Here is a 25,695-nt window from a genome sequence, read left to right as displayed (position 1 = left end):
CGCCAATGGGTTAGATTAAATAATGGAGTGGGCTGTGAAGTAAGCACGCAGCTTGGCTTCAAGCTCATTAATATCAATGATATTGCTGATCACCACTAGCTGGTCGGCTGGCACGCTGGCGCTAGCGGCAATATCTTTCGCCATCACGAAGATATCTGCCGCACCCGGCGTTGCCGAGGAAAGATCGGAATGTTCAACCTCCGCCTCAATATTCATTTTTTTCAGCACTTTCTTGATGTTCATTTCCACCATAAAACTGCTGCCCAATCCTGAGCCACAAATAGCCATGATTTTCATTATTCTTACCTGCCAAATTTTATGTGTAGGATAGCGTCACCCGATATCTATCGGATGCTGAGTATTATCAAAAGCTGCGGGTATAACCGGTTAGAGATTAATAATTGGCGATAACATCCTCAATTTGCCGTTTGGTTTGCGCCAGGAATAGTTTCCCCATGGCTTCGCTATCAGAAAATAACTCGGCCAGCTGCGAGATCATTTCAATGTGGCTACTGCTATCTGGAGCAGAAAGCATCACCACGATGAACACCGGATCGTTATCTTCGGACTGAAAATGCACGCCCTGATTGATCTTTAATAGTGAAAGACCGAGCGCTTTGGCGCCCTCCTCTGGCCTGGCATGGGGCATCGCGATACCGGGTGCCAACACGTAATAGGGCCCCAGCGCCTGATGTTGGTGAAATATGGCCGTCAGGTAATCCGCGGTGATCACACCGCGCTGCAGCAGTGGCTGAGCACTCAGCGTGACCGCCTCCTGCCAGTCGGTAACCTGATCGCACAGTTGAATGTGGTCGGCGTTCAGCCAGTCGTTGAGCACATCTCCTCCTTATGGGTTCTTCCCTTAAGCCGCCAGAGTTTGCGAACCCTAACGGGACGAAATCTGTTGGCTATGGATCGTTTGATGGCGCGTGGCCGTCATGAAATAGCCCGGCGACGGTAAAACTTTAATCAACGTGCAGGGGTTAAACTGTGACCGTTCGCACAAAGATAGCGCTACCAAAAATCAATCATCCAGATCTGTGATAGCGCTATCAAAACTATCGGGGATCAAACCCGGCGGCTCAGTTTTTTTATCGATCGCCCAACGAACGGGGTAGAATGGGCACAGAAGCGGGAAGCACGAAGCCCAGTAATGGGTTTAACCCATGAGCTCATTTATGCGTTATGCGCGCATTTCAGTCAGGATCAGCAATGTCGATCGGTAGAAAACGACGCAGTACCGGCCGGGTTACCCTGGCCGACGTGGCCCAATTGGCAGGCGTGGGCACCATGACCGTCTCGCGGGCGCTACGCACGCCGGAACAGGTTTCAGATAAGCTGAGAGAAAAAATTGAGTCGGCGGTCAGTGAGTTGGGTTACCTCCCCAACCTGGCGGCCAGTTCGTTGGCCTCGGCGTCTTCTTATACCATCGCCATGGTGGTGCCGAGTTTTTCCGAGTCCGGCTGTGCGGATATGTTTGCCGGGTTACAGCGGGTACTGCAACCGGCGGGTTACCAGATCATGCTGGCCGAGTCCCAACATCATATCGAGCGTGAAGAAACGTTGCTGGAAACCCTGCTCTCATACAACCTGGCTGCTGCCGTGCTGCTAAGCATTGAGCATTCCGAAAATACCCGTCAAGCATTAACCGCCGCCAATATTCCGGTGGTGGAAATTGGGGCAATCCGCACCGACCCGATCGACATCAATATCGGCATCGATTACGTTGCCGCCATGTATCAGCTCACTCAAACCGTGATTGCCAGCGGGTATCAGAATGTTGGCCTGCTGTGTGCCAATCAGGAACAGTGGATTTTCCAACAGCATCTGCAAGGCTGGCACAAGGCGCTACTGCAAAACCACATGTCCCCTCATCGGGTGATTAATGCCGCGCAACCCGCCAGCTTCAGCCTCGGCGCCCAGCAATTGCCGGAGTTTCTACTGGCCTGGCCGGAGTTGGATGCCTTGGTCTGTGCGTCTGATGAATTGGCCTGTGGCGCGCTGTATGAATGCCAGCGGCGGAGGATAAAGGTGCCGGAGCAGTTGGCGATCGTGGGGTTTGGCAACAGCGAGGTCAGCCAGGTCTGCCAGCCACCGCTGACGACCATGACAGTACCGCATAAGGAGATTGGTATCCAGGCAGGTAAGGCATTGTTGGCGCGCTTGAACGACCAACCCTGGCAACCCGAAGGTTCGATCCCTTCGACCCTGTGCCGTCGTAGCAGCTGTTAACGATGGCGATACCGGGAACCCGTCGATAAGACGGTATTCCCGGTATCTCAATAACACTTACCAGCTATAGTTTATCCCAACACGGTAGCGCGTCTGGCGGTTATCGTTTTTGCTATCTTGCTTCACGTTCCCGACTTCAACATAAGGCTTCCAGTTTTTATCCCACTTGTAAGCCAGCTTGACGTTATGTTCGTAATCGGTTTTGCCGTCGTCAAAAATAACCTTGTTGCTGCTCTTATACACGTAGTTATATTCAGCCGACCAGTCCTTGTAGAAGTTATAACCTAACCAAAAATCGCCACGGTTGGTTTTCTCATCCCCCTCTGAACCTTTTGAGGTGGTGCGCTTATATTCGTAGCGATATCTGCCCGCCACATAAATGTCTTTGGTAAAGTTATACTGTGCACGCAGATAAGGGCGATAGCCGTTACTATTACTGTTGGATTCTAGCGAGAATCCAGGCTGCAGGGTGATCGCATCAAATTTATGCTGATAGCTGACGACGGCTTCTGTCCCATTACTGACCTGTTCGTGGAAAGGTTTATCAGGCGTCGAGTCTGAAGAGTCCTGACGCCATTTTGCCTCCAGAGAGAATCCCAGACCGTTATCGAAACGATGCGATACCAGCATCCTGTTTTTATGGTCGCCTTTGGCGGTATCCTGCCATTCATGGCGTAAATCAAGCGACATGGCCATTGCACTAAAGTTTGCTACAGAGGCTAACACCAGAGTCAATAATTTAAATTTCATTATTACTACCCTTATCATTTAATTATAGAAAAGACATCCCCGTTCTAATTAAGGGGGTTATAGTGTTTTTTGAAATACTTATTACTCAAAAACGGAAATAGCGAACATATAACTTAAAACAAACTTTATCTTTTTTGATGAATAAAGATGACCCAATATAAATAGCCGTACGTAATACCGCGCCACCATAAGCCTCTGACAGATGGGTGCTATACAGGTTAGCCGACCGTTGAGCGCATGGATGCGCGATTCGAGCCCCCAGGGACGGGTTCACGGCGTGTCGGCGTTCTGCATAGCTCCCAGCTGTATCACTATGACCAACAGCTATTTAAATAAGCCTTATCTCATTGCGCGTTTCAGAATACGGTCGCCCTGGCGCTGGAAATCTGCCGCTACTTCCTGCACCGTTTTCTTACCATAATCGATATTCTGAATGGCATCCTGGAACAGCACCACGATCTGCGGATCGTCAAAATACGGTGAAGCGCTGATGGCATGCGGCAGTGACAACGCCAGTTTCAATCCGGAAACGGCCGGATCGCTATCCTGGATCACGCCACTTTCGGTCAATTGGCTGACAGCCTGTTTACTTAACGGAACCCCCCGCTCCAGCTTCAGCGCCTCAACGCCTTCCTTGCTGTTTAACAGGAAGTTAATCAACATTGCCGCTTCTTTTGGATGCTTGCTGCTTTTACCAATCGAGAACATTTGCGACGGCTTGAAGAACAATCCGGCATCCTTGGCACCCGGCAGCATCGGGTATGGGCCCAATACCAGCTTGGCTGGTGCTTTCAGGTTGTCGGAGTATTTGTTGATGGTGGAGTTCCACATATAGGTCCCACCCCATTCCCCCGCAATCCATGGCTTCATCTCATACATGTTGTTTTTGCCGAACGAGGCGTAGTATTTCGATGATGGCATGACATGGCTGTCTACCATGTTTTTATACATCTGGAAGAAATCGACCCATTGTGCTTCGCTATAGGCAAACTTCTTCTGCGCTTCATCGATAATATCGACGTTATATTTCTGGATCATATACGAGCGCAACAACGCAAAGGTATCCTGGTGCTCTAACACCACCGGATAATATTTATCGCCCAGTTTTTCGTTGAAGGTTTTACCGGCGGCGAGCAATTCATCCCAGTTATTGGGATATTGCACACCCGCGTCTTTCCAGGTGACATCGTTATAATAGAAAACACGTGCGGTTACTGAAATCGGAATGCCGTTCAGCTTGCCGTCAATCGTGGTGGTTTGCAGCTCTTTGGGATCAAACTGGGTCAGATCCAGATACTCACTCACCTTGTTCAGGTCATAGAATCCGGTACCGGTTTTTGAAAAGATCGGCAGCCAGTTCCAGTTGGTTTGCATCACGTCCGGCTCGGTGCCCCCGGCAATTTGGGTGGTCAGACGTGAAAGGTGACCGTCCCAGCCGGTATATTCCGACTTCACCTTGATATTCGGGTTCTGCTTCTGGAACTCCTCGATCGCTTTCAACGTAACCTGATGGCGGCCATTACCTCCCCACCAGGACATACGTAAGTCAACCTGTTCAGCGGCAAAGGCCTGATGGGCAAATATCGCCATGGACGAGGCTACCAGAGTACGTAAGACTATTTTTTTCATTATTGACCACTCCTGTTAAAGAGAAATATTCTTTTCTGTTTTCGCATCAAAAATGTGGCATTTATCCATATCGAATTTGAAGTAAACCGGACGATGCAGCCCATTTTTCAGGATCGGTTTGACGTCATCGGAAGGAATACGGCAGGTCAGTTCGAAATCATTCACCTTCAGGTAAACAAAGAACTCATGGCCCATATTCTCGACGCGGACCAGTTCCCCTTCGGAGTGGTTACCCTCAAACGGCGATTCCGAAATCGACACAAACTCGGGCCGCACGCCAAAGAACACGTCCTGTCCGACAAAGCTGGCGACCTTATCCTGCTGATGCTGGCTGAGGGTCAAAGTGTAGTTACCGACGGTAAGGCCGATGTTGCCGTCCTTCTCTACCAGCTTGCTCGGCTTGATGTTCATTTCTGGCGCCCCGATAAAGCCGGCGACAAACATGTTTTTCGGGAAGTGGTACAGGTTGTCTGGCGTATCCACCTGCATGATATGGCCCAGCTTCATCACGCAGATACGGTCGCCCATGGTCATGGCTTCGGTCTGATCGTGGGTAACATAGACGGTGGTCGCTGGTTTGCCGCTCTTTTTCAGCTGCTTGTGCAAATCGGAAATACGGATACGCATCGACGCACGCAGCTTGGCATCCAGGTTAGACAACGGTTCATCGAACAGGAACACATCTGGTTTTTTCACAATTGCGCGGCCTACGGCCACACGCTGCGCCTGCCCACCGGAGAGTTGGCGTGGCAAACGATCCAACAGCTCTTCCAGCTCCAGGATCTTGGCGGCTTCGTTAACCTGCTCTTCAATTTGCTCTTTAGGCATCTTGCTCAGCTTCAAGCCAAAGGCCAGGTTATCTTTTACCGTCATATGCGGATACAGCGCATAGTTCTGGAACACCATGGCAATACCACGGGATTTAGGGGCCAGGTTATTCACCACGCGATCGCCTATGCGCACTTCGCCGCCGCTAATGGTTTCCAACCCTGCCAGCATCCGCAGCGTGGTCGATTTGGCACAGCCGGAAGGGCCGACAATCACCATAAACTCGCCATCGGCAATGGTCAGATTGATGCCATGCACCGCCTTATAACCGTTGCTGTACACTTTCTGCAGATTGTTAAAAATGACTTCAGCCATGATAGATCCTCAATTAACCTTTAATTCCGCTGCTGGTAACGCCCTGCACAAAGTAGCGTTGGGCCAGGAAGAACACGATGATGGACGGCAGAATAGAGATGCTTGCCATAGCCAGGATTTCGTTCCACGGCGCACCTTCTGTCACGTCGATAGACATTTTCAACGCCAGCGCAATCGGGTACTTATCAACGCTATAGACGTAGATCAACGGGCCAATAAAGTCATTCATCGACCACATAAACTGGAACAGAGCGACGGAGATAATCGCCGGTTTCAAGATTGGCACCACCACATACCACAGCACCTGGAACGAGTTGCAACCATCAATCTGGGCCGCCTCTTCCATATCCCGTGGCACACCACGCAGGAACTGGATCAACATAAAGACGAAGAACCCTTGAGTCGCAAATGCCAGCGGTAAATAGAGCGGCAGATAGCTGTCCAGCATGCCCATTTCACGGAACATGATGTATTGCGGGATCAGTAACACCGTGCTCGGCAGCAACATGGTGGTGATCAGCGTGGCAAACCAGAATTTCTTCCACGGGATCTCAAAGCGGGCAAAGCCGTAGGCCACAATGGTCGATGAGATAATGGTTAATAACACCTTGGGGATCACAAATTTAAAGGTGTTAAGCATGTAGTGACCAAAGTTATATTCCGTGCCGGTTTTCCAACCGTTGACGAAACCGTCCGAGGTCGCATGTTCCGGCCACAGGCCCAGGGTAGTGAAGATCTCCTGGTTGGGTTTAAACGAGGCCGAGAACATCCACACCAGAGGATAAAGCATCAACAATCCCACCAGCAGCAGCACGACGTAACGAATAGCGGCGCTGATTTTTTCCCGGCGCAATGTGCGCTGAACTTCACGCTCAGCGATTTCCTGCGCACTGGACATGGGTAATTGGTTCTGTTGCATGTCAGCCATTTTTGCCACCTTTGTCTGCCGAGTAGAAGACCCAATACTTCGATGATTTAAAGGCGATTGAGGCGAACAGGGCCACAACCAGGAACAGGATCCACGCCAATGCGGCACCGTAACCCATATCAAAATATTTAAAGGCGGTATCGTAGATATACAGTGAGAACAGATAGGTGTAATGGGTTGGCCCGCCCCCGGTAATGACATACGGAGCCGTAAACTCCTGGAACGCCTGCGTGGTCTGCATAATAAAGTTGAAGAAAATTACCGGCGTGATCAGCGGTACCGTGACCTTCATAAACATCTGCCACTTGGAAGCACCATCAATCATGGCCGCTTCATATTGTGACTGTGGCACGTTTTGCAGCGCCGCCAGGAAGATCACCATTGCAGAGCCGAACTGCCATACGCGCAGCAACGTGACCGACATCAATGCCAGCGAGGGCTCGCCCAACCAGTTGACCGGATCCATACCAAAGACACCGATAAAGCTGTTTAGCAGCCCATCGATGGCAAACAGAGCACGCCATAGCACGGCGATAGCCACGCTGCTGCCCAGGATAGAAGGAACGTAATATGCCGTACGGAAAAAGCCGATGCCGCGCAGCTTAAAATTAAGGACAAAAGCGATCCCTAACGCAAACGCCAATTTTAACGGGATGGTCAGAAACACATATGCAAAGGTGACACCCATCGATTTCCAAAAAAGATGGTCTTCCATCAGCATATAACGATAGTTTTCCACCCCGTTAAATACCGGGGGATTCATCAGGTCATATTCCGTAAAACTCAGCAAGAATGATGACACAAAGGGGAACGCCGTAAATATCATCAACCCTATTATATAAGGTGATATATAGGCTAACCCCAGCATTCTGTTTTCATTCATGGTTGTTACCCATAGCCATTTAAATAGAAAAAGAAATAAAAATTAGTTAAGTAAAATTTAAGTAAGATTAAACAATAGAAATGAAAAGCCAGGCAGTCTGCCCAGGTTCAGCATCCCCCCCGTAGTGATAAATCAATAAATTTTTTCAGGCGATCGCTGGCCAATCTCGGCCAGTCATCAGCGGCCAATGCTCGCATTGTCACTATGCCGTTGGGTTGCTTGTTACAGTAAGATAATTCCATTTTTCGGTCTCCCAGATGATCCTGTCATCGACCAACCAACAAACTGAAACACTATTTCAAATTATTATATCTGAAATTTTTCCAACGTCATTCAGCGGATGGCAAAAGTGTGACCAAAGTAGAAACGTTGTTTTGATTTTTTTATCGAAAGACGGTAATTATCAAAATAAAAACAAAAGTGACATCTAATACAATGATAAATAAAGATATTTATTCCCTGAGCATTTGTAGCGCCAAGGATAGAAATTTTGATGAGATCGGTTAACCAATTGTAGGTAGGTAAAATCAGCGAGTTTGGCTCGAGAGCGAAAGTATGAATGCCGTCATTGATGGTTACATTTGTGATTTCAGATGGTTGGCAAGTGAGGAGGGTCTAACTGAGGAGAAGAATAGACGGCCCTGCTACTCTGTGGGCAGCAAGGCCGTACGTTAAATCAGGCGTCTTCCTCGCCAGAGCTGGCTCTGCTTTCACGCGGCAGCGGCTTACCGTAGTCCTGGCCGTTATTACGCGTTAGCCACAGCGATAATGCCTTCAGTGAATCGGGGGTGAACTCGTCGCAGCGGGCGGTGATCTCCTCTGGCGTCAACCAGCTCACTTCAGCCACTTCTTCTTCCTGCAGAGCGAACGGGCCATTGGCGACGCAGCTAAACAACGCCCCCCAAATACGGCACTGGTCCTCTTCAAAGTAGAACAGGCCATGTTCGGCAAACGGGATCCCGGCGATACCCAGCTCTTCTTCCGCCTCACGACGGGCAGAATCCAACACATTTTCCCCGCTTTGTACCACTCCCCCTGCGGTGGCATCCATCCAACCTGGGTAAAAATCTTTGGTGTCAGTGCGCCGCTGCACCAGAATTTTCCCCATGCCATCATGCACCACAATATAGGTCGCACGATGACGCAGCCGTTGGGCACGCATCTGTTGACGACTGGACTGAGCAATCACTTCGTTTTGCTCGTTGACGATATCAACCCACTCGGTATCTGCAGCCTGATCCTGTTCCGCCATCCTGTAAAACCTTCTTTTTTGGGCGCGATGCATGCCGCGCACGGGTTATGCTTCAATTATTTTTGGTATGTGCCCCTGCTCTGCCAAGCCACAACCATGGCTGCCACTTTCAAGCTATCGGGACTATAAAATTAGTGCGTTAACGCCACCTCTGCAACAACCTTGCCGTTGTGCAACTCGAGCACGCTCAAGACGTCGTCTGCCAGTATGCCATAGCTGGCAGGAAAACCCCCTTTCGGGATGCTGACCGAGCCTGGATTAAAACAGTAGATCTCCCCTTGCCTTTGTGCCTGGGGCAAATGCGTATGGCCATACACCAGCACGTCCCCGCCCGTTAAAGGTGGTAATGTGTTGGGATGATAAAGGTGCCCGTGGGTTAAAAACAATCGTCTTTTGGCTAATAGCACCTGTTGGTAAGGGGCCATCATCGGGAAGGTGAGCAGCATCTGATCGACTTCACTGTCGCAATTACCGCGAACAGCAACGATTTTGTCACTAACGTGATTCAATCGTTCGGCTACCTGCGCGGGCTGATAGTTATCAGGCAAGGCGTTGCGCGGACCGTGATTGAGCAAATCGCCCAACAGTATCAACCAGTCAGCCTGGCTTTGGGCAAACAATTCGAGGATTTTGTCGGTGGCGGAGAGCGAACCATGCAGGTCCGAGGCGAACATCAGCTTCATAATCTTTCCTTCGGTGCGGAATATGAAACCATTTTAACGTAGCTGGGTTAGACAACAAGCGGTGGGGAAAACAGGTGGCCGATATTCGGCCACCTGAAGAACATCAGGCGCGGGCCAGCAGTTCTTTGACAAACGCCACAATCTCCGGCTTTTTGCCGTTGGAGAACAGGCATTCCTGGAAGCGAGGGCCGCTAACGGCGGTCTTCACCAGCTCTGGATCGATGGCACGCAGCGTATCAAGGTAGTTGTCTTTGATCACCGCCTGCTTAACCTGATTGAGGATACCGGCGTTACGAACCTGAGGTTCCTTACGCTCTACCGGATAACCTTCACCTTTACGCCCGGTAAAGGCCTTCTCAAAGATATAGCGCACGTTCAACTCTGCACCCCAGCCAAAGCCTTTGGCAAACGGCAGGGACAGCGCATTACCGTTGTTGATCTGAGCGAACAGGAAAGCATCCGCAGGATCGATACAGTAACCGCACACTACGCCAGGATGGATGTTCAATGACATCAAGGCGCCCTGCCCGGTACCGCAGCCGGTGACCACAAAGTCGACCGCTTCGGCGTTCAGCAGAATGCTGGCCATAATCCCTAAATGGATATAGGTCAGATGATGATCCTGCTCATCGCTCATACCCACGTTGAACACCGCATCATGATTGCCAGCCGCAACCGCCTGCAATTGTTCGAGAACCAGCGCATTTTTACCCGCCTGGCTGTTTTCCATCATCAGTGCAATATTCATCTTTTGCTCTCCGCAAATAAAATCAATCGGTTATTCTTTGTCTAGTTAGCGAGCCAACCAGCCGCCATCTACCGCTACGGTGTAGCCATTGATGTAATCCGAAGCTGGTGAAGCCAGGAATACCACCGGCCCCATCAGATCTTCTGGCAGGCCCCAACGGCCAGCCGGGATACGCTCAAGGATTTCCTCGCTGCGGGCCTGATCGTCGCGCAGTTGGCGAGTATTGTTCGTCGCCATATAGCCAGGAGCCAACGCGTTCACGTTGATACCGTGGCTGGCCCATTCGTTGGCCAACAGACGGGTAACACCCATGACGGCGCTCTTGGACGCGGTGTAAGACGGCACACGGATGCCCCCTTGGTAAGACAACATGGAGGCGATATTGATGATCTTGCCGCCGGTGCCTTGAGCAATAAACTGGCGGGCCACCGCCTGAGACATGAAGAACACTGTCTTGATGTTCAGGTTCATCACGTCATCCCAATCTTTTTCGCTAAACTGCAGTGCATCCTGGCGGCGAATGATACCTGCGTTATTGACCAGAATATCAATATGACCGAATTCGGCCACCGCGCGCTCCAGCAGCTCAGGCAGCACTTCCAGCTTGCTCAGGTCGGCTTTCAGGCTCAGGAAACGACGCCCCAGTGCAGTGACTTTGGCGATGGTTTCGTCCGGTTCAACCACGTTAACACCAACGATATCACAACCCGCTTGAGCCAGCCCTATGGCCATACCCTGTCCCAATCCGGTGTCACAACCGGTCACAATCGCCACTTTACCCTGCAATGAAAAATTATCGAGAATCATGCTCTTGTCCTTAGTACTCAGGGCATCAGCGGCCCTTGTCAAAAGTGGGGATAGCGTTGCAATCCCGCCAGTGTCCGCAGCTTGCTGCCATACAGGGGGAGCGATATTACCCGCCCCTGTCATCATGATGGCGCAAGTCTAACGCTTATTCCTGGCGCAATCAATAAAATTGAAACATTGTTTTATTTTATGTGAAAGTAATTTTTGATTATGTGATGCATGCCGTTTTCACCGGGGCAAAAACGGCATAACAGCTGGGGGTTAGCTACATCGGTATCGCATGCGGCGCCCCTACGGAGTCTCATTCCACTGCTGAGAACATGAAAGCATTGTTGTCGGCGATGTTCCCTGCCACCGCATCGGCATATTCTCCCGGCTTGCTACGCAACGAGACGTTGCCGCTGAATACACCCTGCTTATCCTGCGTGGTATAGGGGCCTGGGCGGAAAATGTAGTTAAACCTCTGGTTATCAATCGCCATATTGCTGGTAACTTGCAGGGCGCCAGGGTTGAAGTTGTCGGTAAACCCATCCATGCCGTTTTCAATGGCGATGCTGTTAGTCACCTGATGGGCCACTGGCAACCCTTCCCCCCCCAGTTTGAAACCATTATTGACATTGCGCAGCGCGACGCTGTTCTCAATAATCACCTTACCGTTCGGGCCATCCTCGATCTTGTTAAACAGATCAAAGCCATCATCCACGTTGTCATGCGAGAAGCAGGCGACTAACCGGTTTCCCTCACCCACACGCATTTTGACGGCAAAGCCATCCGCATTGATCAGACCTGGGTCCTTGTTGGCGTATGATTCAGAATGGGTGATCAGGTTGTGGCTGGCCCACAGTGGCCGATCGGCGTTGGCCGGGGAGGAAATGACAATCCCGGTATCATCCGCATGATGTGCTACCACCCGATCAAGGTGGTTATGGCTGCCCGCGATATGTAGGCTTTTTTCCGTTACCGTGATGCCCTGAATATCCCAATAGCTGGCTTCCAGTTCCATCCCGTGCAGCACCACGCCATCCCCAAGCGGCCGGAGCTTTTTGGCATGCGTGGCGGTGCCACTGGCTACGGCTGGTATGACGGCCAAGGGGTAATCTCCCGCCGCCAGCCAAAGCGTGCCACCCGGCGTTAAGGATTGCACGGCGGTGGCAAAATCCAGCGGATGCTGCTGGCTGCCATCATTTTCAGCTTTGCCCTGTGGCGCAGCATACAGATTAGCGGCGTCGGCATAGTGCGCTTTGCGCACCATCAGCTTGTCACTCTGAGCGTTGCCTTTTGCCGTGGTGAAACGGTAATCCAGCGCGGTTTCCGCCTTCTTCAGCGCAACCTTCACCGCCAGCATCTCTCCGGCCTTTACCTTACGCTCTGCGGCAATGACCACGCCGTCCTGGCTTAGCGACAGAGTACCATTCTCATTGCTGCGTAGCTGGAAGACGTAATCATCCGTGGCGGATATTGGCGCAGAACCGATCTCGATCTGCAACGGCATCGCTTTAACCGCAAACTCTTGTGCCGCCGGGAGCTGGCTTTCGCTGAGCGTCAGGCTGGCCTGGTTGACGGTAATGCGTGCGTTACGTGAAGCAAAGAAGCCCACGTAGTAACCTTCAGGATCAAGCTTGGTGACGCGGTGCGGATCGTTGGTCGTTTTACTGACCCAGTTGTCGCTGCCCAGTGGAGCATAGGCCGCGGTAAACCCCTGATCCGTGCGAGCCAGACGCAGCCGGAAGGTTGGCGTTTTCTGCAGATCGACCTCAGGTTGATACCCCTCACGTTTGATCTCGACGCCCGCATTGCCCCAGGAATTGAGCACGCCGTTGCGGGAAATCAGCGTCATTTTGACCCGCTGATGATCTTTTTTATCCTGCGTCATGATGGCATTCATCACCATGTTGGATGCCGCCGGAAACTCCTCATAACCCTGCTGGACCTTCCCCAACCTTGGTTTGCCGAGGATATCGCGGATCAGCAATCCCGCCCCCTCTTGCCCGGCGGGCAGAGCCATATTTTCCGGGCCAAACTGATCGACCGTCACCTCCGCTTCCAGAACCACATTGGCATTGGCGGGAACGCGCGTGTAGTAGAAGGTCAGGCCATCATGGCTATTGCCGATTTTGCCCCCCCGGCTTTCGACGTGGAACGGCATTTTCAGCGGCCCTGCCTGCATCGGCTTGCCATTGGCCATCGTCACCTGATTGGTGCCCACTTTTTCCGGCAGCACGTTGGTGGCAAAGTTGACATCCGTTGACTGGCCGAAAGCGATGGCCTGCCAAACCAGTTCATTAGCGGCTGGCAGCGGTGCTGCGACACCGTTATGACACACGCTGGTCAGAGCAATTAATAACGATAGAGGTACGATCTTCATTTCCCTTTCCTTGTTTTTTAATAGGTAGGGATCCCCCCGCCATGTTGGCGAGAAGATCCTGTCACTGGGTTTTGGGGAGATCAGGCCCGTTAGGCCGGTTTATACACAGGGGTAGAAACTTCAGGGGTGATATTCATCTTCTGGCAGATCTTGCTGTTGCCCCAACACTGTTCGTAGGGCAGCCCCACCAGTTTCTCGATGACCAGGCGAACGTCGGGTTTAATATCGCCGATCTTGCCGCCTGCCTTGATGCGGGCCACTTCGTATAGCACCACCTGGTGAGTTTGGCGGTTAAGCGTCATCTGGCTGCTGAAGACAATCGCCATCAGCGCTAACAAAATCACGCCGGCAAAGAACACCCAGGAGATGGCGGTAATAGCGGTTTCCGGCTGAGTGTGAGACTTGGACTGGAAGCCGTAGTAACTGAGGATCGCCCCCATGGTGAAGACGATAATCGAACGCATAATCTTGCCGGAGAAGGTCATCGCCCCAGCATAGATCCCTTCGCGACGGCGGCCGGTAAAGACTTCGTCTACGTCCGCCAGGAAGGTATACACCGTCCAGGGAATGTAATACACCCCGCCGGTGCCCAGGCCGAAGATCACGGTGATACCGATAATGGCAGCTGTGGCAATATGCGCAGGCAGGTTAAAGAAGTGCAGCAGAGAGTAGCAACAGACCGCAAACATCACGATACCGAGCGCCCAGGAATAAGGTTTACTGAAGCCCTTTTTCACGCACAGGCCAATAAAGATGGCGGTTGATATCAACTGTAAGATGGCATTCAGGCTGTTCAATCCGGCCAGAATGGCAGGATCGTATTGCAGCACGAAAATCACGAAATAGGTAAATACCGAGGCAAACAGCCATTCCGCGCCGAAGCCGAACAGATACATGCCCAGATGCTTGCGAAATACCCGCAGGTAGAAGGTCGATTGCATATCCCGCGCCAATGAAGCCAACGTTTTGAGCAGCGATTTCTTATGCTTAACCTCCGCTATCGCTTCATCCTTGCGCTCCCAGGAGAACAGATACAGCACGGTGATGGCAGTAAACAGGATCACACCGTAGGTGATGCCGGTATACAGAAAAGGCTGCGCCGATTCTTTGCCGTAGAGCAGAATAAATTGCCCTGGGATAAACGCAGCCAGGAAGTTGGCCATCTTGCCAAAAATCGCTTTATAGCCGGTCAGCTTGGAGCGCATGGCGAAATCATCGGTCATTTCGGTCGCCAGCGTCTCGTAAGGCACCATCACCGAGGTATAAATCAGTTCGAAAATGACGTAGGTGGCAAGGTAGTACCAAAAACCAAAGCCCTCGACCCACAGCAGCGGGTAAAAGACCATCAGTGGCGCACCAATCAGCAAGAAGAAACGGCGCCGACCAAAGCGCTTACCGAGCCAGGTATTGCCAAAGTTATCGGTCAGATAGCCCATCACCGGGTTACTGATAGCATCGATGACGCTCGCAACCGAGAAGATGAATGACGCCTCCAGCAGCGTCAGCCCACAGAACGTGGTGTAAAAATAGAGCAGCCAGGCACCGCTGATCGCCAGCGCCCCGCTGCCCAGCAGGTTCCCCCCACCATAAGCCAGCTGATGCCCTAGCCTGACCGTTCTTCCCTTACCCAGAGAGTTGATACCGTTGGTTGTCATCGTCTTTTCTCGCGATTAAATATAAATGAAATCTTATTTCAATTTTACAGGAATGATGTTTTATACTTTTAGGTGAGTAATAATGTTGTGATGAAAGTCACATAAAAAATAAGGGGATCTCATTTAACCAACTTTAAAACGCGGGCAGCATCCGGCCGCAGTCCCAGCATCAGGGATTGCCCGTACGTTATCTTTCTTTAATGGCGAGCATGCAACGGCATCATGCTGGTTGGCTATGAGCAAAACCGCGATCTGCCATCAATCGGGTAAAGTGCAACGATTTATGCGATGCAGCTCTCATAAATCACCCGTTCGGGTTGGCCTAATCCGTCACTTTGATATCATTTTTCTAAATTTATGAAACGATGTTTTATTTAATTAAGGGATCGCCTGAACAGCGGCGGTTTATCGATAAGGTTAAGGGAGGCCATCGTGGCTAAAGGTTCAATCCACCAATTCAATTTCCATCGTACAACCGATGCCGGTACCGGCGCACAGCTCACCCGCCTGACACCGCCTGAAGTACTGTGCCACCGCAACTACTTCTACCAGAAATGTTTCACCAACGACGGCAGTAAGCTGTTGTTTGCTGGCGAATTTGACGGTAACCGCAACTACTACCTGCTGGATCTGCAACTGCAGCAAGCGGTGCAGTTGACCGAAGGCCCAGGCGATAACACCTTCGGCGGTTTTTTATCCCCGGACGATCGTTTCCTGTATTACGTGAAGAATGAGCGTGAGTTGCGCCGGGTAGAGCTGAGCACCTGCACTGAACAAACCGTGTATCGCGTGCCTGAAGAGTGGGTTGGCTACGGCACCTGGGTTGCCAACAGTGAATGCACCAGCCTGGTGGGCATCGAAATCGATCGCGAGGATTGGCAGCCTCTGACCGACTGGAAAATTTTCCACAGCTTCTTCACCAAAAACCCGCATTGCCGCCTGCTGCGTGTCGATTTGGCCAGCGGTGAATCACGTGTGATCTATGAGGATCGTCTCTGGTTGGGCCACCCGATCTATCGCCCATACCATAGCGACTGCGTCGCCTTCTGCCACGAAGGGCCACACGATCTGGTAGATGCCCGCATGTGGCTGATCAACGAAGATGGCAGCAATATGCGTAAGGTAAAAACTCATGCCCCAGGCGAGAGCTGTACGCACGAATTCTGGGTGCCGGACGGTTCAGCCCTGATGTACGTCTCTTATTTGAAAGGCCAGCAAGAGCGCAACATCTGCCGTTACGATCCACAGACCGGGCAGGATGAGATCGTGATGACCATGCCAGCCTGTTCGCACCTGATGAGCAACTACGACGGCAGCCTGTTAGTGGGTGACGGTTCGGCTACGCCGGTCGATATCAAGGATTCTCAAGGCTACACCATTGAGAACGACCCGTGGCTTTACGTGTTCGATGCCAAACAAAAACGCCAGGCGCGCCTGGCCGCGCATAACAGTTCATGGCGCGTACTGAATGGCGACCGTCAGGTAACGCATCCGCACCCATCCTTTACCCCGGACAACCGGCAAGTGCTCTTCACCTCAGATTTTGAGGGTGAACCTGCGCTGTATCTAGCCCGCTTGCCGGAAGATCTCTTTGCTTGATGGCACTATTTTATTGAGGAACAACCATGTTTATCTACAAACAGGATTGTGCGTTAGAAGATTTAGGGAACGGTGTTACGCGCCGCATTCTCGCTCATGGCGGCACCATGATGGCGGTAGAAGTCAACTTTAGCCAAGGCGCTGTCGGCCCGTTGCACAGCCACCCGCACGAGCAACTGACCTACGTACTTTCTGGCCGCTTCAGCTTCACCATCGATGGCGTCACCAAAGAAGTGGCTGCCGGAGATACCTTGTACAAAAAGCCCGACGTGGTGCATGGCTGCGTCTGCCTGGAAGCCGGCACCTTACTGGATACCTTCACTCCGCAACGTGAAGATTTCCTGAAATAATCTCATGTGCTCCCGGCCATCATGCCGGGAGCATTTGGCACCCAATAAGCTGTAGCAACTCCCCTTCCTCTTGCAGAAAATTATCCTGCTCCCCTTGCCCACGCCATCAATATGCCTGCCGCCCAACCGACCGCAGACGAGAAATATCAACAATTCATAATCCAAACAATTAAATCAAAATATATACACACGGTGAATACAAATAAGTCATTCTCAGTAATTGACCATTAAGTTAAAGACCTATTCTTATCTTTTGATTTCATTGAAATAATTGGTAACTTATCGATAAAATCAATTGTTTTTATCATATCGATCTATTTTATTGATCATTAAAAACAACTCTGCTATCCTATGTAATATAAATTTTCAATATAAATCAATGGAATGAGTAAATTTCATGGCTTACTGCGAGTATGTCGCCTATTGCCCACATTGTGATATTTCCATCGAGTTGACAGGGAACGTTCCCCCCTACGTTGAGGGAGCGGGCTGCTGCTGGATGTGCAGTAAGAAACTCATCCTGATTTTCAGAAAGTCGGCAAAAAACCGTGCACGCCATCGACAAGATTGCGGCTTATCCGCCAACCCGCGCACAAGCTAGGATTATTACTGATTAGGATGATCAACAATGCCTGATATTCATATCTTCACGGTGAGTAATGACCGCTATTTCTCCGCTGGTTTGCACGCGTTGCTCAGGCACGGTGAAACCTTGCCCCACAGTAAAATAGCGTTGCATGAATTACCCTTCGAGAAGGAGACGTTTGAGGCTCACACGCTATCGGAGCTGAAAAATAGCGCCTGTGACTTTCTGATTTTGGATTGCAGCTGCGGCTTTATTAATTATTACGGCGCCTGTTCTGCGCTCTATGCCGCCCTGGAGCAGGGCAAGCTGGAGGCCAGGATCATCTTGATGTATGAAAACAGCCTGTGCCTGACCAACCCGGATATGTACAACCACTTTATCACTCTGGATAAAAATGCCTGTGTGGAGGATATCTTGCTATCGATATTCCCTCGCCAAACGGTGCAGGATGATTTTGATGCCGAGGTAGAGGAAGCCACGAGCCGGCAGTATCTGACCGGCCGAGAGCTGATTGTCATCAATGAAATCTACAGCGGTGCACAACCTTATGAGATCGCCAAAAAGCTCAAGCTCAGGCTAAAAACCATCAACTGTTATAAAAACCGGGCGATGAAAAAGATCTGTAGCAAAAGAGCGTTGGATGCATACGCATAACGGCCTATTCGCCAGGTTGGCTCTCCCCTTCATCAGCGACGGTTTTCACCGTGGCCAGGAGTTGCTTCAAGAGGGCTGTCCTGACAGACCTCTTCTGGGGTACGCCGCACCACCAAAGCCGGGGCCAACATCACGCGCATCAGCAACAGGTCACCTTTATCTGCAACCCTTGTGGCTACTAGAGCCAGCCAGATCCGACAGGCCTGCTTAGTGCCAGAAGCGGACCTCGCCATGTTCGTTCAGCTAACATGGCAAGTGCTTCTGCATCAGAGGTACTTGCCCTACGGATTAACATTTATCATTACTCTCTGAAAAGTATTCTTTATTAAAAAGCTATTGACGATAAATATCTGGTCGATTGATCTGCCAAACAAAATTTGGCCGGTTCAATGGGCTATACCCCAGTTTCTGGTATAACCAGGGCGCGCTGTCGGTTACCAGCATTATCCGTCGCAGACGTGACATCAATGGATGGGCATGACAGCATTCAATCAGCCAACGGCCAAGACCACTTTTCTGATAATCGTTCAGCACGTAGACGTCGCACAGATAACCAAAAGTGGCAAAGTCTGTAACCAGACGGGCAAAGCCGATTTGTTTTGTTCCATCCAGAAGTGCAAAACAAAGGCTGTTCTGGATTGATAACCTGACCGTTTCGATATCAATGCCAGGAGCCCAGGACGATTGCGAGAGGTAATCGTGAATGGCTGTGAGTTGAAAAAAAGCGGGATCGGTTGTGACAGTAAATTTATCTTTGGTAAAACTCAGATGCTGGTTATTCACTGATCAACTCCTTCTTGACTGACTCGTGATGAGACAGCCTTACTGGTTAAATAGACAACACTCAGGATGCTTTTTCATGCACTGTCATGATGAATATCAGTGGGCTCTCCCCTTGGTTCTCATAGAAATGAGGAACATCCGTTCTGGCCGTTGCCGAACAACCGGCCTTCACCAGATACAGGTGATCCTGTACGCCAAGCGTGAGCGTGCCCGTTTGTACATAAAACAATTCAAGCGTCCCTTCCGTGTGGCCGGGTGAAACGAACTTTTCCTCCGGCTGCATTTCCCACATCCAGAGCTCTGTCATATCAGGGCCACCGGATCCTGCGAGCAGCCTTGCTCTCCCGCCTTTTTCACCTTCCCACAATTCAGGGATCTCATCTTCAGCAATAAGATGCACAGCCGGTTTTGAACTGACATCCACAAAGTCAGCCACTGAAACCCCCATCGCAGCAGCCAGGCGGCATAACAGGGCAATGCTGGGATTCGCCCTGCATCCCTCAATCTCAACCAGCGCCCCTTTGCTGACGCCCGCCCGACGGGACAATTCATCGAGTGATATTTTCTTTTGTTTACGATACAGCTTAATCCGCTGAGATACGGCTTCATTCACAGCGCTGGCAATTGCGTTTGCATCGGTCATTAAATTGACTTTTTTGGTCATCGGTCATTATCATGGGGTAAATTGGTCATTAAAGGATTATCACGTGTTAACAGTATCTCCGTCAATTGCCCCTGAAATTTATCGTATTGCTCCCGGCTTTCGGGCACTGAGTATCTACGTAAAAGCCGCGCCGGTGCAGAATCCTGATATTGGGAAAACGGCGCTGCGAGAAGCATGTGAAGCGGTTCTGGCCGGTGAGCCTGAATGGGCGGGATCTCATCTGGCCGCATGGGCTGAGGTTTTTCAAAAGTTTGGTGCTAAACCCAAACGCACCCCTTGTTCAGCTGATGCGTTACGCAAGCGCGTATTACGTGACGGTACGATGCCAGCGCTCGATCCCATCGTTGATCTTTATAACGCCGTTAGTCTCCGCTATGCCATTCCGGTGGGTGGCGAAAACATTGCTGCCTATCAGGGTTCCCCACGTCTGGTTATGGCAGAAGGCACTGAGCCTTTCGATACCGTAAAAGAGGGTGAAACCGCAGTTGAATATCCTTCACAAGACGAAGTTATTTGGCGCGATGAGTCAGGCGTAACCTGTCGCCGCTGGAACTGGCGGCAGGGGATCAGAACCCGCTTAAGCGTGGAAGCTCAGCAAATGTGGTTTGTTCTGGAAAGTCTGCCACAGATGCCACTGGAGAAGCTTCACGACGCCGGGAAAATGCTGACTGACGGTCTTGAAAAAATGATGCCAGGTCTGTGGTTTGATGTTGCTCTCATAGAAGATCAACACTGATAGTCTCATTCAGAGGAAACACTATGTTTACCGGCTTGTCTGCGTTCCCAATAACCCCAATCACCACCAGCGGCGTGGACGAAAAGGGCTTCAGTCATATTCTTTCCCGCCTGACAGAGGCTCGGGTTGATTCTATGGGTATCCTGGGGTCAACCGGAAGCTACGCGTACCTGACCCGAGAGCAACGCAAGCGCGTAGCGACTCTGGCAAAACAGCATGCCGGGGACATCCCGGTAATGGTGTGCGTGGGGGCAGTCAGCACTGATGCCATCCTGCACCTGTCAGACGATGCGCAAACCGCTGGCGCAAATGCCTTACTGCTCCCCGCGGTCAGCTACCAGTCGCTTCGTGACGAAGAAGTCTTCGCACTATTTGAGACCGTTACCCGGCACGTTTCTGTACCGGTTTGCATCTATGATAATCCAGGTACCACGCATTTTACTTTTACGGATGAACTACATGGTCTTCTCTCATCACTGGAGGGGGTTCATTCGGTCAAGATCCCGGGCGTCCCGGATAGCCCGACTGAAGCAACTGAGCGGGTAAATACATTACGCAAACACCTTCGCCCAGGAGTGACCATCGGTATTAGCGGGGATGCTTATGCCGGGCTGGGATTAAATGCTGGCTGTGAAGTCTGGTACTCCGTGTGTGGCGGTTTGTTCCCGAAGATGGCGAAACAAATCACTGAAGCAGCGGCGGCGAACGACCATGAGCGCGTCACGTCCCTGACAACCCACCTTGAGCCTTTGTGGGCGCTTTTCCGTAAACATGGAGGAAGTATCCGGGTTATTGCTGCTGCCGCAGGCGTGCTTGGGCTGACTGAGCCTGATTGTTTGCCTCGACCTCTTCAGCCACTATCGGCGGGTGATATTGCGGATATTGCCAAGGTGATAAGCGCTCTGGAACTAAAATAACCCCTCCATTGGACCGGCAATCTGCTGGTCCTTTAGAAAATCGATCGAGCAATACTTTTTCATGCCCCGCTCAGAGAGGTATTACTATAACCTGAACACATGGCGAGTTTTATAACCAATGACAAAGGCCCGCTTCTCACTATTGTGGGATAACCATACTGAGATCTCCCACATTACAGGAGGTTTGAGTATGAACACATCACCCTGGAACAAAGACCGTAAGCAGCCCTGTACCAGAAGAACGCGTTCATGTCAGTATCCTTGACAGAGGCATTGGTGGAAATACTGTCCGTTTATACTCATATATTTCGAAAAATGACTATATTAATTGCATACGGCTAGTAAGAGAATCTGAAATGTGAATGTTATTTTTCATATCCATATAAATTAATTCTACCTGACAAATATTCACCCAAATAGACTTCACTGATTTTATTGAAGCCTTGCTTCGCGATCTCACCTTCTAACCACTCACTGTCCTTATTAATAATTTCAAGCAGATCATGATTAGCTAGTCCATCGACTATAATTGGATAGCGTATGTTTTCATCGCCACTTTGAATAATAGTCAACTGTCCATTCTGTTCGAGAACTACGCGTTTTAGTTGCTCTACTTCATAAATCCCATTCGCTCTCAATTTAAACATCAAATCATTTGCAGAAACACCATTTCTTAAACACTCTTTGACATTAACGCTGCCATTATGAACCAAAGTAATAGGCTTTCCATCAATAATTCGTTTAACGAAGCGATTATTCTCTTTTACAAATTTCAGAACAAAAACAAGCAACGTCCAGATAATTAACACCAACACAAATTGTAGAACAGTTATCGACTCATTGTAAATTACGCCACCAATAATTCCGCCTAAGACATAGTTTTGAACCTGGTCCATTGCTGATGAAGGAGCCAGATTTCCTTTTCCCATGAGATTTATTTGAACAATTAAACACAGTATCCCTAACCCCAACTTTATAATAATAGGTGTGTAAATAATCATTATATTCCTTAATTTTTTATGATTTCTATTTCTGGATTTATTAAGAAGACGTCTACTAGACTGTAAGTTTTTTGATCAGCGCTTAGATTAACGCGGAAATATAAATTATTAATTTTAATGATAACTCCATCCGATAATTGTACTGAATTTGAAAAAATTGAGCTTATACTCACATCTCTTTCTTTTGATAACAATCTCACGAAACTAACCATTTGTGATGATTTTGAGTGTATATTTTGACTGTCTGTATAATCTGAATATTTAACTCCAGAAATAAAGAGCAGAAATAAAAAGGCGATAATCGTTAAATCCCGATACTTAGTTTGTAAACGATGGCGCATATACAGACTAAAAACGACGATCAGGATAAATAAAGCGCTAAATATAATTATATATTTTAAAAAATCATTTATATTAGACTGCGCTTGAAGATAGTTTATTCCATAAAATTTCATATAGATATAATCCCTATTTTTTTATGAACTTCATCTTTATTGTTATGATTCATTGTTATTTTTCACTTTGATGTTACATATTAACTAACAATTATCAGTTATCATTTGAGGGTTGTCATTACTTTTTTAAGCTGAAGTATAGACCATCGATGGTCTAAGTCTCTAGCTAGGGCGATGCAACAGCAAGGGTACCAAGAGTTGGTCGCCTGGATAGCATGGCAGCGCAGTCGTCACCATGTTCAAGTCAACAAACAGTCTATGAATAATTTCTCTGTCAGGGTACGCCCTGAGGACGAGCAGGGTTCCCAAAACAGTGACCGTTGATGCGGTGGCCAAAACCTTGCTACAGGCGGCCTGCATTACGAAGGGATAATTGATCGATAGACTTTCAAACTAAATCGCGAAAAAATAGTATCCGTATATCACGTAGGTGGATTAACTCAGCTGGTTACATAAAATGGACACTAGCATTGCTGCTTGCCAGTTGCTGTTGACCTTTCATGCGCCCTCCCCCCCATCTGCGATACTCCGCATGACCAAAGCCTGGATCGAACATCACGCTATCGTATAAGCTGTAACAGTACCCTCTGCATCCGCAACAGGGCCGCCGATAAAGCCCATGCGGATGTTCGCATAGCCTCAAGCGAACCAACCGATCTATGCTCATCTTATCTTGATGTTTTATAAGGAGTATTATCATATGATTGATCTGTATTACGCACCGACTCCCAATGGGCACAAAATTACCCTGCTTTTGGAGGAGGTTGGTTTACCTTATCGTATCCATCGCGTAAATATCAGTGCTGGCGATCAATTCACACCAGCGTTTCTGGCCATTTCTCCCAACAACAAAATCCCGGCCATCGTTGATCAACAACCCGTTGACGGTGGGGCCCCTATCAGCCTGTTTGAATCGGGTGAGATCCTGCTCTATCTGGCAGAGAAAACCGGCAAGCTGCTCAGCAAAGGGGTTCGCGAACGGGCAGCAACGCTGCAATGGTTATTTTGGCAGGTCGCCGGATTTGGGCCGATGCTCGGGCAAAATCATCACTTCAACCACTATGCACCGCAACCTGTCCCCTACGCGATAGAACGCTACCAGCAGGAAACCAAACGCCTGTATGGCGTACTGGAAACCGAGTTGCAACGGCACCCTTATCTGGGCGGCGATAACTACAGCATTGCCGATATTGCGACTTATCCCTGGGTAGTGTCTCATCCGCGCCAGCGCATCGATCTGGCGGATTATCCGGCGGTGCGCAACTGGTTTGAACGCATCCGCAACCGCCCGGCCACAGAACGCGCCTATAAATTGGCAGATCAAGCCTAACGCTGCCCTTCCCCCTCTCTTGCATCGTGTACACATCGGAGAGGGGAACCGGTGTGATCTTCCCCGCGTTGCTCTCTTTAAGCGTCTGGCTACATTATCTTTTCTTCACTTTCCGTGTATTCTGAGTACAAACAATCAGACCTCCGGAGAATCTCTGATGCCATGCCAGCAACCCGATGCCATTATCCGTATTAAAAACCTGCGGTTACGCACCTTCATCGGTATCAAGGAAGAAGAAATCAACAACCGTCAGGACGTTCTGATCAACGTGGCGATCCACTACCCGGCAGACAAGGCGCGTAACAGCGAAGACATTAGCGATGCCCTCAACTATCGCACCATCACCAAGGCGATCATTCGCCATATCGAAGACAACCGCTTCGCGCTGCTGGAAAAATTAACTCAGGATGTGCTCGACATAGTTAAACAACATCCATGGGTAACCTATGCTGAAGTAGAGATAGATAAATTGCTGGCCCTACGTTATGCCGACTCGGTTTCCATGACTATGAGTTACCGACGGGAAACCGCTTAGCATTCACCCTACCAGGGAGGCCGACCATGAAGATCTTGATTACCGGCGCGACTGGGTTGATCGGCAGTAGCCTGACCAGGCAACTGCTGCACCTTTCGCATGAGATCACCCTGCTGACGCGCAACGTCGCCAAGGCGCGGGATAAGTTCGGCGATCGGCTCAGCTACTGGGCTTCGCTTGATGAACAACGCTCTCTGGACGGCTTTGATGCCGTAATCAACCTGGCGGGTGAGCCAATTGCCGACAAGCGCTGGAGCAAGGCGCAGAAAGAACTGCTATGCCGCAGCCGTTGGGATTTGACCGAACGACTGGCCACGCTGATCGCCGCCAGCAATACTCCACCTTCGGTACTGATTTCCGGCTCGGCGGTCGGCTATTACGGCGATCAGGGCCAGGCGGTGGTAACAGAAGAAGAACCTCCGCACGATGAATTTACCCACCAGCTGTGCCAACGCTGGGAGGCTCTGGCCCTTCGGGCGCAAAGTAGCTACACGCGCGTTTGCCTGTTGCGTACCGGCGTTGTCTTATCGCCCAAAGGGGGAGCGCTGGCGAAGATGCTACCGCCATTCCGAATGGGGTTAGGCGGGCCGATCGGCAATGGCCGTCAATATCTGCCCTGGATCCATATCGACGATATGGTCAATGCCATCATTTACCTGTTGGACAATCCTCCACTGCGTGGGCCCTTCAATATGGTGGCACCTTATCCGGTGCATAATGAACAGTTCACCGCCACCCTGGCCAAGGTGCTGGATCGCCCAGCGTTTCTTCGTGCGCCAGCCTTTGCCATGCGGTTACTGATGGGTGAAGCGGCGGTGTTGGTATTAGGGGGGCAACGGGCGGTGCCGCGGCGGTTGGAAGAGGCGGGATTTGTTTTCCGTTTCTTTGAGCTGGAACAGGCGCTGGATGATGTGATCAATCAGCAGGCTTGACCCCTCACCCCAACCCTCTCCCACAGGGAGAGGGAGCTGTTAGCCTGTGCTTTGTTACAAGTAAAGAGGTCATCTCAG

Annotated in this window: 27 protein-coding genes; 9 read left to right on the top strand and 18 right to left on the bottom strand. The window is 50.3% G+C overall.

The features are described 5' to 3' along the window. Nucleotides 1-15: 15 nt before the first annotated feature. Together ACX9GU_RS08550 and ACX9GU_RS08545 are read right to left on the bottom strand one after the other, a co-directional pair. The gene (locus ACX9GU_RS08550) at nt 16-297 is read right to left on the bottom strand and encodes a PTS sugar transporter subunit IIB (RefSeq protein WP_021178540.1); all 282 of its coding nucleotides are present in this window, start codon (nt 295-297) and stop codon (nt 16-18) included. Between the two features lie 97 nt (nt 298-394). Beyond that, complete coding sequence (locus ACX9GU_RS08545) at nt 395-838, bottom strand: PTS sugar transporter subunit IIA (RefSeq protein WP_473194462.1); 444 nt, start codon at nt 836-838, stop codon at nt 395-397. Between the two features lie 374 nt (nt 839-1,212). Between ACX9GU_RS08545 and ACX9GU_RS08540 the strand changes: the two genes are divergently transcribed. Beyond that, complete coding sequence (locus tag ACX9GU_RS08540; protein WP_046808384.1) at nt 1,213-2,232, top strand: LacI family DNA-binding transcriptional regulator; 1,020 nt, start codon at nt 1,213-1,215, stop codon at nt 2,230-2,232. 57 nt (nt 2,233-2,289) lie between these two features. Here ACX9GU_RS08540 and ACX9GU_RS08535 read toward each other — a convergent pair whose 3' ends face one another. The 11 genes from ACX9GU_RS08535 to ACX9GU_RS08485 all read right to left on the bottom strand — a co-directional run bounded on the left by ACX9GU_RS08535 (nt 2,290) and on the right by ACX9GU_RS08485 (nt 15,075). Then, entirely contained in the window at nt 2,290-2,982 is a 693-nt protein-coding gene (locus ACX9GU_RS08535; protein WP_071684051.1) for an oligogalacturonate-specific porin KdgM family protein, read from the bottom strand. A gap of 339 nt (nt 2,983-3,321) precedes the next feature. Beyond that, the gene (locus ACX9GU_RS08530; protein WP_473194461.1) at nt 3,322-4,611 is read right to left on the bottom strand and encodes an ABC transporter substrate-binding protein; all 1,290 of its coding nucleotides are present in this window, start codon (nt 4,609-4,611) and stop codon (nt 3,322-3,324) included. Between the two features lie 15 nt (nt 4,612-4,626). Further along, nucleotides 4,627-5,754, bottom strand: coding sequence for an ABC transporter ATP-binding protein (locus tag ACX9GU_RS08525; protein WP_473194460.1), 1,128 nt, complete (start codon nt 5,752-5,754; stop codon nt 4,627-4,629). Nucleotides 5,755-5,767: 13 nt separating this feature from the next. Further along, a complete protein-coding gene (locus tag ACX9GU_RS08520) occupies nt 5,768-6,682 on the bottom strand; it encodes a carbohydrate ABC transporter permease (protein WP_059201296.1) in 915 nt (304 codons plus the stop codon). Then, nucleotides 6,675-7,565 (bottom strand): carbohydrate ABC transporter permease, encoded by an 891-nt coding sequence (locus ACX9GU_RS08515; RefSeq protein ID WP_473194459.1) that lies wholly within the window; start codon nt 7,563-7,565, stop codon nt 6,675-6,677. The genes ACX9GU_RS08520 and ACX9GU_RS08515 overlap by 8 nt, the downstream gene beginning before the upstream one ends. A 676-nt stretch (nt 7,566-8,241) precedes the next feature. Beyond that, the gene (gene yfcD / locus ACX9GU_RS08510; RefSeq protein ID WP_473194458.1) at nt 8,242-8,817 is read right to left on the bottom strand and encodes an NUDIX hydrolase YfcD; all 576 of its coding nucleotides are present in this window, start codon (nt 8,815-8,817) and stop codon (nt 8,242-8,244) included. Nucleotides 8,818-8,948: 131 nt separating this feature from the next. After that, entirely contained in the window at nt 8,949-9,500 is a 552-nt protein-coding gene (yfcE, locus tag ACX9GU_RS08505; RefSeq protein WP_473194457.1) for a phosphodiesterase, read from the bottom strand. 103 nt (nt 9,501-9,603) lie between these two features. Then, nucleotides 9,604-10,248 carry an RpiB/LacA/LacB family sugar-phosphate isomerase gene (locus tag ACX9GU_RS08500; protein WP_021178550.1) on the bottom strand — a complete coding sequence of 215 codons (645 nt, stop codon included), beginning with the start codon at nt 10,246-10,248 and terminating at the stop codon, nt 9,604-9,606. Nucleotides 10,249-10,293: 45 nt separating this feature from the next. Further along, entirely contained in the window at nt 10,294-11,055 is a 762-nt protein-coding gene (kduD, locus tag ACX9GU_RS08495) for a 2-dehydro-3-deoxy-D-gluconate 5-dehydrogenase KduD (protein WP_046808386.1), read from the bottom strand. Between the two features lie 301 nt (nt 11,056-11,356). Further along, on the bottom strand, nt 11,357-13,420 hold the full coding sequence (locus ACX9GU_RS08490) for a right-handed parallel beta-helix repeat-containing protein (protein ID WP_473194456.1): 2,064 nt from the start codon (nt 13,418-13,420) through the stop codon (nt 11,357-11,359). Between the two features lie 89 nt (nt 13,421-13,509). Then, on the bottom strand, nt 13,510-15,075 hold the full coding sequence (locus ACX9GU_RS08485) for an MFS transporter (protein WP_473194455.1): 1,566 nt from the start codon (nt 15,073-15,075) through the stop codon (nt 13,510-13,512). A gap of 432 nt (nt 15,076-15,507) precedes the next feature. On the opposite strand from ACX9GU_RS08485, the gene ACX9GU_RS08480 reads away from it, so the two are divergent. The 3 genes from ACX9GU_RS08480 to ACX9GU_RS08470 all read left to right on the top strand — a co-directional run bounded on the left by ACX9GU_RS08480 (nt 15,508) and on the right by ACX9GU_RS08470 (nt 18,264). Next, nucleotides 15,508-16,674: an oligogalacturonate lyase family protein gene (locus tag ACX9GU_RS08480; protein ID WP_473194454.1), complete on the top strand. Its 1,167-nt coding sequence runs from the start codon at nt 15,508-15,510 to the stop codon at nt 16,672-16,674. 26 nt (nt 16,675-16,700) lie between these two features. Then, a complete protein-coding gene (locus ACX9GU_RS08475) occupies nt 16,701-17,024 on the top strand; it encodes a cupin domain-containing protein (protein WP_021806015.1) in 324 nt (107 codons plus the stop codon). Between the two features lie 628 nt (nt 17,025-17,652). After that, nucleotides 17,653-18,264 (top strand): LuxR C-terminal-related transcriptional regulator, encoded by a 612-nt coding sequence (locus ACX9GU_RS08470; protein ID WP_473194453.1) that lies wholly within the window; start codon nt 17,653-17,655, stop codon nt 18,262-18,264. Nucleotides 18,265-18,296: 32 nt separating this feature from the next. Here the strand turns inward: ACX9GU_RS08470 and ACX9GU_RS08465 are convergent, their stop codons facing one another. From ACX9GU_RS08465 to ACX9GU_RS08455, 3 genes are all read right to left on the bottom strand, one after another. Further along, nucleotides 18,297-18,497: a hypothetical protein gene (locus ACX9GU_RS08465; protein WP_473194452.1), complete on the bottom strand. Its 201-nt coding sequence runs from the start codon at nt 18,495-18,497 to the stop codon at nt 18,297-18,299. Nucleotides 18,498-18,597: 100 nt separating this feature from the next. Next, the gene (locus ACX9GU_RS08460; protein ID WP_473194451.1) at nt 18,598-19,047 is read right to left on the bottom strand and encodes a GNAT family N-acetyltransferase; all 450 of its coding nucleotides are present in this window, start codon (nt 19,045-19,047) and stop codon (nt 18,598-18,600) included. Between the two features lie 61 nt (nt 19,048-19,108). Further along, complete coding sequence (locus ACX9GU_RS08455) at nt 19,109-19,711, bottom strand: helix-turn-helix domain-containing protein (protein WP_473194450.1); 603 nt, start codon at nt 19,709-19,711, stop codon at nt 19,109-19,111. 43 nt (nt 19,712-19,754) lie between these two features. Between ACX9GU_RS08455 and ACX9GU_RS08450 the strand changes: the two genes are divergently transcribed. Beyond that, entirely contained in the window at nt 19,755-20,447 is a 693-nt protein-coding gene (locus tag ACX9GU_RS08450) for a B3/B4 domain-containing protein (protein ID WP_473194449.1), read from the top strand. A 23-nt stretch (nt 20,448-20,470) separates the two neighbouring features. Beyond that, on the top strand, nt 20,471-21,364 hold the full coding sequence (locus tag ACX9GU_RS08445; RefSeq protein WP_473194448.1) for a dihydrodipicolinate synthase family protein: 894 nt from the start codon (nt 20,471-20,473) through the stop codon (nt 21,362-21,364). Nucleotides 21,365-21,729: 365 nt separating this feature from the next. Here ACX9GU_RS08445 and ACX9GU_RS08440 read toward each other — a convergent pair whose 3' ends face one another. Together ACX9GU_RS08440 and ACX9GU_RS08435 are read right to left on the bottom strand one after the other, a co-directional pair. Further along, complete coding sequence (locus ACX9GU_RS08440) at nt 21,730-22,365, bottom strand: DUF421 domain-containing protein (RefSeq protein ID WP_473194447.1); 636 nt, start codon at nt 22,363-22,365, stop codon at nt 21,730-21,732. Nucleotides 22,366-22,373: 8 nt separating this feature from the next. Next, nucleotides 22,374-22,820, bottom strand: coding sequence for a DUF3290 domain-containing protein (locus tag ACX9GU_RS08435; protein WP_473194446.1), 447 nt, complete (start codon nt 22,818-22,820; stop codon nt 22,374-22,376). Between the two features lie 700 nt (nt 22,821-23,520). On the opposite strand from ACX9GU_RS08435, the gene yfcG reads away from it, so the two are divergent. From yfcG to ACX9GU_RS08420, 3 genes are all read left to right on the top strand, one after another. Next, a complete protein-coding gene (yfcG, locus tag ACX9GU_RS08430) occupies nt 23,521-24,150 on the top strand; it encodes a GSH-dependent disulfide bond oxidoreductase (protein ID WP_021806021.1) in 630 nt (209 codons plus the stop codon). Between the two features lie 157 nt (nt 24,151-24,307). Continuing rightward, on the top strand, nt 24,308-24,685 hold the full coding sequence (gene folX, locus ACX9GU_RS08425) for a dihydroneopterin triphosphate 2'-epimerase (protein ID WP_021178565.1): 378 nt from the start codon (nt 24,308-24,310) through the stop codon (nt 24,683-24,685). A 26-nt stretch (nt 24,686-24,711) separates the two neighbouring features. Further along, on the top strand, nt 24,712-25,617 hold the full coding sequence (locus ACX9GU_RS08420) for a TIGR01777 family oxidoreductase (protein WP_071684059.1): 906 nt from the start codon (nt 24,712-24,714) through the stop codon (nt 25,615-25,617). Nucleotides 25,618-25,695: the final 78 nt, after the last annotated feature.

Source organism: Serratia sp. K1WW1, assembly GCF_055790865.1.
Note: the sequence above shows the minus strand (reverse complement) of the source record. Positions and strands in the feature narration are given on the sequence as shown.

Excerpts from the sequence above, each read along its gene's own strand:
- ACX9GU_RS08550 (WP_021178540.1), bottom strand. The coding sequence starts at position 297 with ATGAAAATCATGGCTATTTGTGGCTCAGGATTGGGCAGCAGTTTTATG.
- ACX9GU_RS08540 (WP_046808384.1), top strand. The coding sequence starts at position 1,213 with ATGTCGATCGGTAGAAAACGACGCAGTACCGGCCGGGTTACCCTGGCC.
- ACX9GU_RS08535 (WP_071684051.1), bottom strand. The coding sequence starts at position 2,982 with ATGAAATTTAAATTATTGACTCTGGTGTTAGCCTCTGTAGCAAACTTT.
- ACX9GU_RS08530 (WP_473194461.1), bottom strand. The coding sequence starts at position 4,611 with ATGAAAAAAATAGTCTTACGTACTCTGGTAGCCTCGTCCATGGCGATA.
- ACX9GU_RS08525 (WP_473194460.1), bottom strand. The coding sequence starts at position 5,754 with ATGGCTGAAGTCATTTTTAACAATCTGCAGAAAGTGTACAGCAACGGT.
- ACX9GU_RS08520 (WP_059201296.1), bottom strand. The coding sequence starts at position 6,682 with ATGGCTGACATGCAACAGAACCAATTACCCATGTCCAGTGCGCAGGAA.
- ACX9GU_RS08515 (WP_473194459.1), bottom strand. The coding sequence starts at position 7,565 with ATGAATGAAAACAGAATGCTGGGGTTAGCCTATATATCACCTTATATA.
- yfcD (WP_473194458.1), bottom strand. The coding sequence starts at position 8,817 with ATGGCGGAACAGGATCAGGCTGCAGATACCGAGTGGGTTGATATCGTC.
- yfcE (WP_473194457.1), bottom strand. The coding sequence starts at position 9,500 with ATGAAGCTGATGTTCGCCTCGGACCTGCATGGTTCGCTCTCCGCCACC.
- ACX9GU_RS08500 (WP_021178550.1), bottom strand. The coding sequence starts at position 10,248 with ATGAATATTGCACTGATGATGGAAAACAGCCAGGCGGGTAAAAATGCG.
- kduD (WP_046808386.1), bottom strand. The coding sequence starts at position 11,055 with ATGATTCTCGATAATTTTTCATTGCAGGGTAAAGTGGCGATTGTGACC.
- ACX9GU_RS08490 (WP_473194456.1), bottom strand. The coding sequence starts at position 13,420 with ATGAAGATCGTACCTCTATCGTTATTAATTGCTCTGACCAGCGTGTGT.
- ACX9GU_RS08485 (WP_473194455.1), bottom strand. The coding sequence starts at position 15,075 with ATGACAACCAACGGTATCAACTCTCTGGGTAAGGGAAGAACGGTCAGG.
- ACX9GU_RS08475 (WP_021806015.1), top strand. The coding sequence starts at position 16,701 with ATGTTTATCTACAAACAGGATTGTGCGTTAGAAGATTTAGGGAACGGT.
- ACX9GU_RS08470 (WP_473194453.1), top strand. The coding sequence starts at position 17,653 with ATGCCTGATATTCATATCTTCACGGTGAGTAATGACCGCTATTTCTCC.
- ACX9GU_RS08465 (WP_473194452.1), bottom strand. The coding sequence starts at position 18,497 with ATGGCGAGGTCCGCTTCTGGCACTAAGCAGGCCTGTCGGATCTGGCTG.
- ACX9GU_RS08455 (WP_473194450.1), bottom strand. The coding sequence starts at position 19,711 with ATGACCAAAAAAGTCAATTTAATGACCGATGCAAACGCAATTGCCAGC.
- ACX9GU_RS08445 (WP_473194448.1), top strand. The coding sequence starts at position 20,471 with ATGTTTACCGGCTTGTCTGCGTTCCCAATAACCCCAATCACCACCAGC.
- ACX9GU_RS08440 (WP_473194447.1), bottom strand. The coding sequence starts at position 22,365 with ATGATTATTTACACACCTATTATTATAAAGTTGGGGTTAGGGATACTG.
- ACX9GU_RS08435 (WP_473194446.1), bottom strand. The coding sequence starts at position 22,820 with ATGAAATTTTATGGAATAAACTATCTTCAAGCGCAGTCTAATATAAAT.
- yfcG (WP_021806021.1), top strand. The coding sequence starts at position 23,521 with ATGATTGATCTGTATTACGCACCGACTCCCAATGGGCACAAAATTACC.
- folX (WP_021178565.1), top strand. The coding sequence starts at position 24,308 with ATGCCATGCCAGCAACCCGATGCCATTATCCGTATTAAAAACCTGCGG.
- ACX9GU_RS08420 (WP_071684059.1), top strand. The coding sequence starts at position 24,712 with ATGAAGATCTTGATTACCGGCGCGACTGGGTTGATCGGCAGTAGCCTG.